Source organism: Stieleria varia (genome assembly GCF_038443385.1).
Taxonomy (GTDB): Bacteria; Planctomycetota; Planctomycetia; order Pirellulales; family Pirellulaceae; genus Stieleria; species Stieleria varia.
Genome location: NZ_CP151726.1, coordinates 652,046 through 665,120 on the forward strand (window position 1 = coordinate 652,046; position 13,075 = coordinate 665,120).

A 13,075-nucleotide genomic window follows, 5' to 3' on the forward strand; every position below is an offset into this window, starting at 1 on the left:
ACCACAGTACGTCAGGCTTTCTAGCCTGACACGAGCACTGTAAGTATGTCAGGCTAGAAAGCCTGACGTACGTGTCATCAGTATGTCAGGCTAGAAAGCCTGACGTACCTCGTGCTAACCGCGGCCGCGTTCGAGGAGGACGAGCATGATCAGTGCCATCAGGCTTCTCAGCTCGTCGTCCTCGGGCATCTCGTTGAGCTTCTCAAGAATGAACTTGCCTTCGAACACGGCAGGTTTCTTGGTCAGCCGCAGCAGCGGTGTTCCATCCGGTCGAGTGACCAGATAGCTCGGGTTGAGCAAATAAATGGCGAAGAACCCCACCACCGGGATCTCGCTCAAGATGCTTTCCAGTATCTTCTTCATCGGGCTTTCTTCTTTGATCACCATGTCAATCTGCCCATCCTGCATGACTTCATAGTGGGCTGACCAAAGCGATTTCATCCCTTTACGTCGAACCGACCCCCAACTGTTGCCCGCAGCGTCGGTGAAGTTGTAATTGGCACTGAAATCGATGATTCGATCCGAACCAATGCGAAAGATCAGGCTGGTCATCTTGTCGTCGTTGTAGATTTCCACCTGCTCCTTGAGCTTGAACATCTTTTGCTTGATGAACATCACCACCTTTCCGGTGGAGTCGGTCGCAACGATCCGTTGGCCCAAGGTCAACAGTTTGAAATTCAAATTCAGTGGGTATTGCATGGTGAAAGCAGTCGAAGAGGCTTGTTGGAATTGGAGACTTGGGCGACGCGATCTACGTGGGGGCAGCCCACCGAGGTCACGCGAGCCAAATGATACCGGATCTGGGGCTTCAAAGTGGATGGGTGCATTGCAAACCCCGGATGCCCTGAGCGAATTTGCCGCAACGCGATAACGTCCGGCTCCTATGTTCCTACTCGGGAACCGGACGTTATCGCGTTGCGGCTGATAGACGCAGACTCCTTTCGCACCAAACCTCGCAAGCCGTTTCGTGCAAAGGTGTTGCGAAGACTGGACGATGCACTAGTGTGCTTCCGTGTTGCTGATAGTCGTCTTCGGTGACACCACGACGGCGGTTCCGGAGCAACAGATCATCATCATGGAATTGCCAAAGGGCGAATAGTCTAGTCGCATGCCGACGATGGCGTTGCCTCCGAGACGGTCAGCTTGTTGGATCATTTCCGCCAGGGCCGTTTGACGTCCACGGTGCAGCAGAGATTCATAGGCATTGGAACGCCCACCAACCATGTCTGCGAATCCCGCTGACAAGCCTTCAAAGAAAGTGGCTCCGTAAATGGACTCTCCGAATACGGGGCCTAGATAACTGTCAATTCGATGCGTTTGAAGCGACCCCGTGGTTGTGACCAGCATTTCGACGCGTACGACGGCAGAATCATTGCGTACAACAGCAGAATGATACGGTGCAGTCTCGGGACGCGGTGTTTTGCAGGTACGGCAAATGTTGTAACCGAGCTCTGTTTCGCCACCACAGGATGGGCATGTCCAGGGCAATGTTCATTCTCCAAAAAGGTTCAGTTGTTGATGGGCGTACTTCGGGCAGCATCGATGCAGAAATGGAGTGCTCGGTCGCCTGAAGGCTGGACACCAGCGGGACGACCATCGATCACTTTGCCGAGGCCTCCTGCATGGTCTCGAGATCCTGGAGTTTGAATCGGGTGCTGACGACGGAGTGTTTCTCTGGGCCGGGGCGGTATTTGATGTAAGTCGTTGCCACGATCGTTCCGTCGGGCAGCAGTTCCATCCCCGGATAGCCGCAGTCGCTCACTCGGCTGGCGTGACTGTGCAACAGTTTGACTCGGTATTGTCCCGGTCGATTGTTTTTGATGTCGTCGTAGGTTCCGACCCAGGCGACGAAGTGACCACGCGTGGGGCTTTCGGGGGCCATGTCGCGAAACGCAACGACGAGGCGTCCATCCGTGGTTTGCACGCCCATGTGACGGTCGCCACTGAGTCCCCAGGGCGTGTCGATTGGGTCGCTCCACGATTCTCCTTCGTCGGTCGAGAACATCATTAGGCTGCGTCCGGTGTGGGTGTTCTCTCTCAACAGACAGCACAACTCCGTGCCGTCGGGCGATCGGAACACGAACGGTTCACACGGATTCTTTCCCTCGACGGCGGCAACCATTTGAGGATCGGTCCAACTCAATCCGCCATCGTCGGTGATCGTTTGGTAAATCTTCAGTGGCGTGCGATCTTTGCCCTCAGGACCTTTGTGATAGAGTCCCAGATAGCGACCGTCTTTCAAACGCACGACGCTGCTGAAGGTCATCACGCAAGGAAAGCCCAATGGCGGCATTTCTTTCCACGTCTTGCCATCGTCTTCGCTCATGATGCTCGGCATGCCAGGGCCCGATCGCGTTCCCAAGGCGGCCGAGAAGACCCACAAGCGTGCTTGGCCATTGGAGTCGACCATGCGATAGATGCTGGGGCAGTTTTGGTGCTTTGAATATCCCTCCGGCAGGGAGTCGTCCATTCGTGTCCAAGTCTTTCCGCCGTCGTCGCTGCGCGCCATCGGACCCGCCGATCCGCCATGATTGACACACCAAACACAAAAGATCGTCTTGCCGTCGGGCATCAGCAGCGTGGTCGGATGACCTTGATAGACGTCCTTGGTGCCAGCAGCGATCACGACATGGCGTTGCGTTTGCTCGGAGAGATCCAGCAGAGGCAGATCGGGTCCATCCGCGTGAGCGAGGGAAACGCAACTCAACAAGAGTGTCAAAACAAGGGCGGGACGTTTCATGGTGGGGATGATCTTTGGGCAGGAAATCATGTGGGTTGGGAAAAGCTCGGTGGGAAACGCGATCGACTCGGATCATCGAGCGACGGTTCAGGGAGTCTCGTTCTGCATCGATTGTAAACCGATGAGACGACATGGGTGTCGCCAAGCCGAGTAAACTGGCGACTCCGCCCACCATTTCGGAGTCCCGCCATGAAATTTCGTCGAATTGTCCTCGCGACTCTTGCCCTGCTGATTGTATGGAGCCCAGGTGATGGTTTCACGGCAGAGCCTGCCGTAGCCGACACGTCCAGTTCGCTCTCGATCGCCACGTTTGACTTGGATGTGACTCCACCGGTCGGCAACGAGATGGCATACGACCCGGTTCGTCGATTGGACGAATTGACGCTGCGGTGTCGCGGCATCGTCGTCTCGGGGGCAGGTCAGCCCATTGTTCTTTGCGCGGTCGATTGGATCGGGATCGCGAACGAAGCTCATGATGCGTTTCGAAATCGGATCGCCAAGGCCGCGGGAACGACGCCGGAACGTGTCTCGGTACACTGCTTGCATCAGCACGACGCGCCTCGTTGCGATTTTTCCGCCGAGCAGATCATTCATCATGCGGGGGCAACCGACCTGGGACCCTTCAACGGCGGCTTTGCACGGCAAGTTCTCGATGAACTGGGGCAAGTCGTCGCGGCCGCAGTAACCAAACCGCGACAGATCACCCATGCGGGATACGGTGTCGCCGACGTGAAAGACGTTGCGTCCAATCGACGACTGCTGGATGCCGATGGCAAAGTCTACGCGACGCGATACACCACCTGCCGCGACCCAGCGTTGCGTGCGGTCCCCGACGGCACGATCGATCCTCAGTTGAGCTGCCTGGTGTTTTACGACAACGCAACTCCGGTCGCTTCGTTGACCTACTATGCCTGCCATCCACAGAGTTACTATCGCACGGGTGTGCCCAGTCCAGACTTTCCAGGCATCGCACGATTCTTTCGCGGCCAAGACACGCCAGAGGTAATGCACGTGCATTTCAACGGAGCCGGTGGAAACATCGGTGCGGGCAAGTACAACGACGGGAACAAAGAGAACCGTTTGATTTTGGCTCGCCGTGTCGCCGAAGCGATGCAGACAGCGTTCGATTCGGCGAAGCGTTTTCCGATCACTGCCAAAGACGTGCAATGGAAAGTTCGCCCGGTGGCTTTACCGCCGGCACCGCATTTGGATCGTGAACAGTTGCAAGCAGGATTGGCCAATGTGTCGCGAGTGGGACCTGACGGTGGAGGCGCGGACGATTTGGCTTGGTTGATGCGATGTCAGTCGGGGCACAAGATCGATATCGGGTGTCTTGCCATCGGCGATGTTCGAGTGCTGCACCTGCCTGGCGAGCTGTTCGTCGAGTACCAACTGGCTGCCAAAGCGATGCGGGATGACTTGAATGTCATGATGGCGGCTTATGGTGACTACGGGCCCGGTTACATCGGGACGGAGATTGCTTACGGACAAGGAGGCTACGAGACGAGCGAGCGTGCCTCGCGGGTGGACAAGAGCAGTGAAGGAGTGTTGATGGGAGCGATCGCTGAGTTGCTGGAAGGCGAGGCGCCGGAGGCGGGATTATGAGCGGGGCGATGAATCGTCGCCGACACATCGGTTTCGTCTCACTGCTGTTGCTGACGATCATTTCAGGATCAGGACTCCTGCGGGCCGAAGATTTCAGTCGTGAACTGCCACGCGTTCCGCCGGTCGAGCCCGCTGATACGCTACGAAATTTTCAAGTCGCCGACGGATTTGAGATCCAGCTAGTTGCGTCGGAACCGTTGGTCAACAGTCCGGTGGCGATCCAGTGGGATGCTCGGGGACGGCTGTTTGTGTGCGAGATGCGGGGATACAGTGAGAATCGGGACGACGCGGTCTCGCGGATTTCACTGCTCGTCGACTCGAATGACGATGGCGTCTATGACACCAGCACCGTGTTCGCCGATCACTTGCTATGGCCCACGGCATTGTTTCCTTTTGACGGTGGCCTGTTCGTCGCCGACGCGCCGGATGTTTGGTATTTTCGCGACGACGATGGTGATGGAGTCTCCGACACGCGGCAGTTGGTGTTGACCGGGTTCAGCACGTCAAATGTGCAGGGGCTGTTGAACAGTTTTCACTGGGGACTCGACAACCGAATTCACTTGGCTTGCGGAACCGCGGGCGGCAAAGTCCGTCGGGTGGCTGGCGACGAAGACGGACGCAACGAAAAAGCCGTTGAGGTGCGAGGATACGATCTGGCATTCGATCCGCGGACCTTTGAATTCGAACGGACAAGTGGCGGTGCTCAGCACGGAATGTGTTTCGACGATTGGGGACGCAAGTTTGTTTCGTCCAACAGCGATCATTTGCAACAAGTGATGTACGAAGACCGTTACATCGGGCGAAATCGTTTCATCGCGGCTCCAGGTGCCCGATTGTCGATTGCCGAAGACGGGCCGCAGGCGGAGGTGTTTCGCATCAGTCCGGTGGAGCCGTGGCGGATCGTTCGCACACGATTGCGAGTGGCGGGCTTGGTCGGCGGACCGGTGGAAGGCGGCGGGCGCGCGGCGGGTTATTTTACCGGTGCGACGGGGGCCACGATTTATCGCGGGGACGTTTGGCCGGACGCTTTTCGTTCGTTGGCGATCGTCGGCGATGTCGGCAGCAATCTGATCCACCGAAAACGTTTGTCGCCCAACGGCGTGCCAATGATCGCTCGCCGAATGGATCATGAATCGGAGTTCGTCGCCTCACGCGACATCTGGTTCCGTCCCTCGCAATTCGAATGTGGACCTGATGGAGCATTGACCGTGGTGGACGTTTGTCGCGAAGTCATCGAGCATCCCAAGAGTTTGCCGCCGGAGATCAAGCAGCACTTGGATTTGACCGCTGGCCGCGATCGTGGGCGATTGTATCGAATCGTCCCGGATGATTTCCAGCATCGTGCGACTGTTGATTTGGCCACACAAAGCACTGGGGAGTTGGTGAAGTCGTTGGCCCATCCCAATGCTTGGCATCGAGAGACGGCTGCCCGATTAATCTTTGAGCGGCAGGGCAAGACGGTTGTCAGTGCCTTGAGGGAAATGGTCAGCCAAAGCGACTCACCGCTGGGTCGCTTGCACGCCATGTACGCACTCGATGGGCTGGCGGCGTTGGACGCGTCTATCTTGATCGTTCGTTTGCATGACCCACACCCGCAAGTCGTCCGGCATGCGATCCGATTGTCGGAACGATTGCCTGAGGACGACGTATTGCTGTCGGCATTGGCTGCCTTGGTGCATCATCCGGACATCGCAGTGCGTTATCAGTTGGCGTTCACGCTGGGAGAATTCAATTCTCCCGAGCGCCACCAGTGGCTTGCGGAGATCGTGAGCCAGAACCCTGATGATCGGTGGATTCAGGCCGCGGTGGGCAGCAGTGTTGGTGACTCGGCCGTCGATTTGTTTGTCCGGCTCGTCGCACAACAATCGACGACGGGGGCTGCGATCGTTGAGTCCCTGGCGTCTCAGATTCGCCGGCAGAATCTTTCTGGAGAATTGCTCACTGCCCTGCGAGCAATCAACGGTGCGAAAGAGCATCCGCGTCTGTTGACCTTGTTGGGGAAACTCGTCGGCGACCGCGATGACATCGAGCGGTTGATCGCGACGGGGGCCTTGCCGTCTGATCTAGTTCAATCGATTCAAACGAGGATCCAAGTCCTGACGCGGGCGGCCATCCAGATCGCCGACGATCCCGGGCGATCGTTGGCCGATCGGCGTGATGCTGTCCAAAGCCTGCAGTACGGAAACGTGAATCGAGTCCTTGAGATTTATGACGACTCACTGGCAACCGCCGATTCGTCAGAGTTACAAATCGCGTGGATTCAACTTGCATCGTCTCTCGATACGCCCGAGGTGATCACGAGCTTGATCGGTCAATGGTCGACCTGGAGTCCTCGCGTGCGTCGTGTTGCCGAGGACGTGCTGTTTGCCAGTGAGTCCAGCACGCGTGCGGTGGTCACCGCGATCGAGGAGAAACAACTTAATGCGGATGATTTTGCCGTGTCGAGATGGCAGACGATTTCCAAGAGCCGCAACCAGTCGATCAGTGCCGTCGCGAAACTCTTTCTCGAATCGCAACAAAGTCGAACCCGTGACGATGTGATTGCACAGTATCGACCGGCTTTGGACATCAAAGGTGACATCCAAAGGGGGCAGAACGTGTTCAAGCAGCAGTGTGCCGGTTGCCATCAAGTGGACGGAGTCGGCCACTCGATCGGCCCGAGTTTGGCGGCGGCCCAAACCCGTGGAGCGGAGTCGATTTTGGTGAACGTGTTGGACCCGAACCGCGAGGTGAATCCGCAGTACGCTGGCTACGTGATCTTGACCCAAGACGGGCGTGCCCATGCGGGGATGATCGTTTCGGAGAATTCCAACAGCGTGACCTTGCGTCGAGCCGAAGCGGAGACCGAAACGATCCTACGCGGCGACATCGAACAGATCCGCGGCACGGGACTATCGTTCATGCCGGAGGGAATGGAGAAAGCGATCGATGTCAACGCAATGGCTGATTTGATTGCGTACTTGCTGAGGAGATAGGTGTACGTCAGGCTTTCTAGCCTGACCTATGGAGGGGTATGTCAGGCTGGAAAGCCTGACGTACTTTAGTTTTCGATGGAATCGATGGTCTTTTGATAGGACTCTTTGTAACGCGTGCTGTCGGCTTCGTCGCGAAGTCGTTTCAGGACCGGCAAGGCCTCTTTGGCTTCTGGGCCGATCTTGCCGAGCAAGAAGATCGCGTAGTACCGCATGCGGCGATTCTCTGACTCCAATCCCTTTACCAACACAGGAACCGCGTCGGGGCCGGCAGCATCGATAGCACGCAGTGCGCCACGAACTGCGTCCTCGTCTTCTTCGTTGTCAAACATCGTGAACAACACCGGCACGGCCGCTTTGGCTTGTTCGTGCAACTCACCCAATGCACGTGCGGCTCCGTGTCGAACCTCTTTGCTCTTGTCCGACAGGGCTGCGATCAAGACGGGCACGCTTGTCGATGCGTCAGGTTGCAATCTCGCGATGCATTGAACGGCTGCGGAGCGAATCGCTTCACTTTCATCGGTGATCCATGGTTCGACCAGTCGAGCGATTTCCGGTGATGGGACTCCGACGGCCAGCAGAGCCTGCAGAGACTGCTGCACCACATCGGCATTGGAACGAGTGAGGCAACCGGCCAGGGCGGAGGTGATCTCGGGCGACTGAACGTCCATGCTGGCGATGCTGGAGATGGAAGCGGCAACCACGCTCATGTCGTCGTCGTCGAGCAAGCGTTGCAGGGGGGGCAAAGCCGGCTCAGCGGACTTGCCGAATCCGCCAAGTGTCATCGCAGCGTAACGGCGAACGTCCGCATCTTGATCGTCCAACGCGGTCATCAGCAACTGAACGGACTGTGTCTTGAGTTCGTCGGAGCCGAAGTCCGCTTCTGCAAATCCTTTGACGGCGTTCTCGCGGACGGCGGGCTCGTTGTCCGTCAATGCCGCACTCAAAAACGGCATCACCGCTTTCGCGTCCGATGTGACTCGTGCGATTGCCAGAACGGCTTGGCCGCGAACGTCGGAGTCTGGATCGCTGGTCAATTGAGCAAGCGTCTCGCGTTGGGCGTCATCCAATCGCCCGGCCATGCCCAGTGCACGAGCGGCGGCGGCGCGAAGGCTCGGATGTTCTGCATGGAGGCATTTTGCCAATGGCTCGATCGCGGTTCTCGGCACAGGCTCCATCTCGGCCAGCGCCCGAGCGGCCGACACGCGGAGCGTTTCATCGGGTTCTTGTAACGCATTGATCAAGTGGGGTACCGCAGTCGGTCCGATGCGAGAGATCGCGATCGCCAGACGTCCGGAGGGTTGGTCAGGATCGGTCGATGCCCGCAGCAGTTTCAGGACAACGGGGCCGCCCATTCGCGAAAGTGCTTCGACGATCTCTGTTTTCCCTTCGCTTTGCCTATCCAGTGCGGCGATCAGTGCGTCGGTCGCGGGCATCGCACGCTGCCCCATGGAGCCGAGTGCAAAAGCCGCCGAGGCGCGGTGTGTTTCGTCATCACTGTTCAACAGCGCGATCAACGACGCAACCGCATCGTCGGCATCGTCACCCAGTTTACGCAGAGCCAGCACGACCGCGCTGCGTACGGCATGATCGTCATCCACCGCGGCGGCAGAAATCAAGTCGATTCGCTTGGCGAGATCCAAGTCTGAGGATGCCAAAGCGATCAAAGCGGCTGCACGTACGGAGGGTGATTCGTCGCTCGTCAATTCGATCAGTCGATCACGAGTGCTCGGTGTGATCTCGTCCAGCCTTGCCAAGCCTTGAGCGAGCGTCGCGCGAACATCGTCGTCTTCGCTTTGCAGTCCCTGGGTCATCGCATCAACGGCTGCATCGCCCAGTCGAACCAGCGACTCGGCAGCCTGACGACGGACGCGTTCATCCGGATCGGTCAATCCATTGGCTAGCAGTGGCAGGGAATCCGATGCGTCCTCAGCCATCCAACCCAAAGCGTCCAGGGCACAAACGCGGACTTGTGACGAATCCGACTGGGTGGCTTGGATCAAGGAATCGTTTCCAGCGGTCGTGATACGAGAAACGGCCCACGCGGCACGGTATCGCTGTTGTTGATCGCGTTGACTGAAGTCCTCCACGAGCGCTTCGGCGGCCCGGGCGGCGTCGGGGCCGATCCGAGCGATGGCCATCGCCGACTGCATCCAAACCTGTTCGTCGCGATCGTCCAGACCAGTGATCAAGGCGTCGAGTGCGGGCAGGGCTTCGTGGCCAAGCTTGACCAGTTCATAAGCCGCATCGCGACGCGTTTTCAGGTCGACATTGCTCAGGTCGGCTGCCAGTTGGGCGACACGGTCCTCGGTGGATGGATCGTCTTGGGCAACGAGGCTTGCCGGAGCAAAGCAGATGGCAAACAGGCAACAAAAAAACGTCGGCATGCGTTCTAGTCGATGACGGCTCATCAGACCCGTAGCTCCGAAAGCCGTCCGGTGCTGTCTCCGATGAAATCGACGGGCGTACCGAATCGATCCAACATCGAAAGAAACAGGTTGCACATCGGCGTCTCGGGACGCACGCGGACATGCCGCCCGCTGTCGATCGTTCCACCACCGCCGCCGGCAAGCAGCACGGGCAAGTTCTCGTTGTTGTGTCGGTCACCGTCGCTCAGCCCGCTACCGTAGCAGATCATACTGTGGTCCAACATCGAACCGTTGCCTTCAGGCGTCGATTTCAGTTTTTGCAAAAAGTAAGCCAGTTGCTCGATGTGGAATCGGTTGATGCGGCTGATCTTTTCATGCTTGGCCGCATCGCCGCGATGGTGCGAAAGCTCGTGGTGTCCGTCGGGCACATCGATCTGACGATAGCTGCGATTGCTGCCCGCGTCGGCAAGCATGAATGTCGCGATCCGAGTGCGGTCGGTCTGGAATGCCAGCACCATCATGTCGCTCATCAGGCGGATGTGTTCGCCATAGTCTTTCGGGACACCGGCAGGCATGGGATAGTCGACGTCTTCGTTGAACGTGAATTCATCGGCGCGCTCGATACGCTGCTCGACTTCACGAACACCGTTGAGGTACTCATCCAGCTTGCGTCGGTCGTTGTTGCCGAGTTTGGAATGCAAGCTGCGAGCATCGTCAGCGACGTAGTCCAAGATGCTCTTGCGAAGCTGCTCCCGTTGCATCGCATGCTTGTCACGCTGCGGTGTCGAACCATCGCCGAACAAACGCTCGAACACGGATCGCGGATTGGTTTCTTTGCCGACGGGACTGCTTTCAGACGACCATGACACGTTGCTGGAGTAGCTGCAACTGTAACCACTGTCGCAATTGCCCGAACCGCGACCGGGTTCGCAGCCGAGTTCCAACGAAGCGAACTTGGTGGCACCGGCCGAGTTTTGTGCGGCGACTTGATCGACTGAGACACCGGAGCGAATGTCCAAGCCATCGGTCTTGCGTGGCTGGGCACCAGTCAAGAAAACCGATGCGCTGCGTGCGTGGTCACCGGGTCCGTCTCCATTCGCGCGACCTTTGTCGTGGGTCAAACCGCTGATCACCATCAAGTCGTCTTGAACGGGCGCCAGAGGCGCCAATGTGGCGGGCAAGTCATAGCCGTACCCCAGACGCGAGGGCGTCCAATTGGGCAGGTGCACGCCATTGGGTACGAACAGAAACGCCATGCGTTTGGGCGGCAGGGCGATGGCTTCCGCGGCCGAGACCCGTGGTGCCAACGATTCCATCCAGGGCAACGCGAGGGAAACCCCGAGACCTTGCAAGATCGTTCGTCGCGAAAAGCGGCTTTGTCGAATGCTCATGGTTGCCTCTATTGTTCCCGCAGGGTGAAGGGATCGCTGGTAACGATGGCCGTTACCAAGGCGCTGAATCGGTAATCATTTTCTTGTAAAGCAGTCGCGGCTGACTTGACCGTGCATCGATCGTAGGAACCGAGTCCGCGACCCAACGCGTAGGTTAGCAGTTTTTCGGTCAGGCAACGGCAAAAAGCGTCCTTCTTGTCTTCGGCCAGAATCTGCATCAGTCCCACGGCACCGTCAAACTTTTTGCCTCCGGGCAATTCTCCCGATGAATCAATCGCGAATCGTCCGTCCTGGTCGCGCCAGCCGCCAATGGCGTCAAAGTTTTCCAGGCCGAAACCCAGAGCGTCCATCGTCCGGTGGCAAACCGCACAGGTTTCGTTGGACCGGTGCTGTTCCATTTGTTCTCTGAGCGAGCCCAGCGTCTCGCCGCCTTCCTCTAACGCCGGCACGTTGGCTGGTGCCGGGGGCGGCGGTTCGGCAAGCATGTTTTCCAAGATCCATTTGCCCCGTTTGACCGGCGAGGTTCGCGTCGGATTGGACGTCAGCATCAAGATGCTCGCGTGAGTCAACACGCCACGGCGTCCAGGTCCGAGCGAGACGCGTTGAAACTGATCGCCGCTGACGTCTGCGATGCCGTAGTGTTGTGCCAAACGCTCGTTGACATAGGTGAAATCAGCGGTCAAGAACTCCAGCACACTTCGGTCTTCGCGGATCATGGTCTCAAAGAAGACTTCCGTTTCCCGACGCATCGCGGTTCGCAGGTCGGTATCAAAACCTGGAAACGTTTCCGGGTCCGGTGTCAGCTTGTCGACTTCACGCAGTTGCAACCATTGTCCGGCAAAGTTGTCCACGAGCGCCCGCGACTTGGGATCGGCGAGCATCCGTTTGGCTTCTTCGGCAAGCACATCCGCTTGAATCAACTTGCCCGACTCGGCCAACTCAAAGAGCCTCGCATCGGGCATGCTGCTCCAGAGAAAGTAGGACAGACGAGACGCGAGTTCATATCCGTCGAGTGCGCGGATGCCTTGATCCTCGGACGTAGGTTCTTGCTCCACCCGAAACAGGAAATGGGGGCTGGAAAGGATCGCGGTCAGGATCGTCTGGATCGTCAATTGCGGATCATGCGTTTGCTCCCAAGCCGACGACATGATCCGGTCCAATCGCTCGCGATCCTGATCGGTCAGTGGCCGACGAAATGCGCGTGCGGCGAACTCTCGCACATTCCTCACCGCGACTTCCACTTGCTCTGCGTCGCTGGCCGGTTCGTGTGGAAACACCAACCGCTTGGCGTCTTCGTTTTCGGTGATCGCCGCCGCGATGGTTGCCGCAGCGTCGATGTACTTCTCCATCAAGATTGGTGGCAACGTGAGGACGTCACCGATGTTATCGAACCCGCTGCCGACGTCGTCGGAGGGAAAGTCGTCGGCGAGATGCAGATCCAATCCGACGAGATCACGTACGGTGTTGTCGTACTCGGGACGATTGAGTCGCCGAATCGTGACGCGACCGGGATGCTTTTCCGTCGAGCAGTCAAACGAAGACAACTCGACTTCGATCGCGGCTGCCACCGCCATGATCTCTTGCGCCGAGGGCTGTTCTGAATCCGCCGGGGGCATCTGATGGGCTTGGATCAATCGATCGATCCGCTCCCACTGCTGATAGTCCGTTTGCACGTTGGCCGAGTCGGTGTAGCGATCCAGGACAATGCCGCCTTCGGCGCTGCCCTCACTGTGACAGTCGACGCAGTACTTGGTCAAAAACGGAGCGATCGTTTTTGCAAAATGAGTCGGGGCCCCGTCGTCGGCACTGACACACGATACGCCTACTGATCCGAGCAGCACCACGAGCGTGGGCAGACCGAAGAAGGCAACAAGCGGGGGGCGGGAAAGGCGGGAGGTGGGCATGTCTGCAGTATAACTGGTTTGGAAGTTCGCCCAAAACAGTCGGATGGAGTGCAAGTCACTGCGATAAGGGCCAATTTTGTTTTAACCCCGGATG

8 protein-coding genes are annotated in these 13,075 nt (G+C 58.0%); 2 read left to right on the forward strand and 6 right to left on the reverse strand.

All coding sequences use genetic code 11. The features are described 5' to 3' along the window. Positions 1 to 114 precede the first annotated feature (114 nt). The 3 genes from Pla52nx_RS02375 to Pla52nx_RS02385 all read right to left on the reverse strand — a co-directional run bounded on the left by Pla52nx_RS02375 (position 115) and on the right by Pla52nx_RS02385 (position 2,740). Positions 115 to 699 carry a hypothetical protein gene (locus Pla52nx_RS02375; protein WP_146518101.1) on the reverse strand — a complete coding sequence of 195 codons (585 nt, stop codon included), beginning with the start codon at positions 697 to 699 and terminating at the stop codon, positions 115 to 117. Between the two features lie 300 nt (positions 700 to 999). Further along, positions 1,000 to 1,488: a YbjQ family protein gene (locus tag Pla52nx_RS02380; protein ID WP_146518102.1), complete on the reverse strand. Its 489-nt coding sequence runs from the start codon at positions 1,486 to 1,488 to the stop codon at positions 1,000 to 1,002. A 112-nt stretch (positions 1,489 to 1,600) separates the two neighbouring features. After that, positions 1,601 to 2,740, reverse strand: coding sequence for a sialidase family protein (locus Pla52nx_RS02385; RefSeq protein WP_146518103.1), 1,140 nt, complete (start codon positions 2,738 to 2,740; stop codon positions 1,601 to 1,603). A gap of 189 nt (positions 2,741 to 2,929) precedes the next feature. Here Pla52nx_RS02385 and Pla52nx_RS02390 point away from each other — a divergent pair, with 189 nt between their 5' ends. Together Pla52nx_RS02390 and Pla52nx_RS02395 are read left to right on the forward strand one after the other, a co-directional pair. Next, on the forward strand, positions 2,930 to 4,345 hold the full coding sequence (locus tag Pla52nx_RS02390) for a hypothetical protein (RefSeq protein WP_231741656.1): 1,416 nt from the start codon (positions 2,930 to 2,932) through the stop codon (positions 4,343 to 4,345). Positions 4,346 to 4,353: 8 nt separating this feature from the next. Next, the gene (locus Pla52nx_RS02395; RefSeq protein WP_146518104.1) at positions 4,354 to 7,320 is read left to right on the forward strand and encodes a PVC-type heme-binding CxxCH protein; all 2,967 of its coding nucleotides are present in this window, start codon (positions 4,354 to 4,356) and stop codon (positions 7,318 to 7,320) included. A 65-nt stretch (positions 7,321 to 7,385) separates the two neighbouring features. Here the strand turns inward: Pla52nx_RS02395 and Pla52nx_RS02400 are convergent, their stop codons facing one another. The 3 genes from Pla52nx_RS02400 to Pla52nx_RS02410 are packed head-to-tail and all read right to left on the reverse strand — an operon-like array spanning position 7,386 to position 12,981. Beyond that, the gene (locus Pla52nx_RS02400; protein ID WP_197454225.1) at positions 7,386 to 9,704 is read right to left on the reverse strand and encodes a HEAT repeat domain-containing protein; all 2,319 of its coding nucleotides are present in this window, start codon (positions 9,702 to 9,704) and stop codon (positions 7,386 to 7,388) included. A gap of 23 nt (positions 9,705 to 9,727) precedes the next feature. Further along, positions 9,728 to 11,077 (reverse strand): DUF1552 domain-containing protein, encoded by a 1,350-nt coding sequence (locus Pla52nx_RS02405; RefSeq protein ID WP_146518106.1) that lies wholly within the window; start codon positions 11,075 to 11,077, stop codon positions 9,728 to 9,730. Between the two features lie 8 nt (positions 11,078 to 11,085). Next, positions 11,086 to 12,981 (reverse strand): DUF1592 domain-containing protein, encoded by a 1,896-nt coding sequence (locus Pla52nx_RS02410; RefSeq protein WP_146518107.1) that lies wholly within the window; start codon positions 12,979 to 12,981, stop codon positions 11,086 to 11,088. Positions 12,982 to 13,075 lie beyond the last annotated feature (94 nt).

Coding starts and splice junctions, on each gene's coding strand:
- Pla52nx_RS02385 (WP_146518103.1), bottom strand. CDS start 2,740: ATGAAACGTCCCGCCCTTGTTTTGACACTCTTGTTGAGTTGCGTTTCC.
- Pla52nx_RS02405 (WP_146518106.1), bottom strand. CDS start 11,077: ATGAGCATTCGACAAAGCCGCTTTTCGCGACGAACGATCTTGCAAGGT.
- Pla52nx_RS02410 (WP_146518107.1), bottom strand. CDS start 12,981: ATGCCCACCTCCCGCCTTTCCCGCCCCCCGCTTGTTGCCTTCTTCGGT.
- Pla52nx_RS02395 (WP_146518104.1), top strand. CDS start 4,354: ATGAATCGTCGCCGACACATCGGTTTCGTCTCACTGCTGTTGCTGACG.
- Pla52nx_RS02390 (WP_231741656.1), top strand. CDS start 2,930: ATGAAATTTCGTCGAATTGTCCTCGCGACTCTTGCCCTGCTGATTGTA.
- Pla52nx_RS02400 (WP_197454225.1), bottom strand. CDS start 9,704: ATGCCGACGTTTTTTTGTTGCCTGTTTGCCATCTGCTTTGCTCCGGCA.
- Pla52nx_RS02375 (WP_146518101.1), bottom strand. CDS start 699: ATGCAATACCCACTGAATTTGAATTTCAAACTGTTGACCTTGGGCCAA.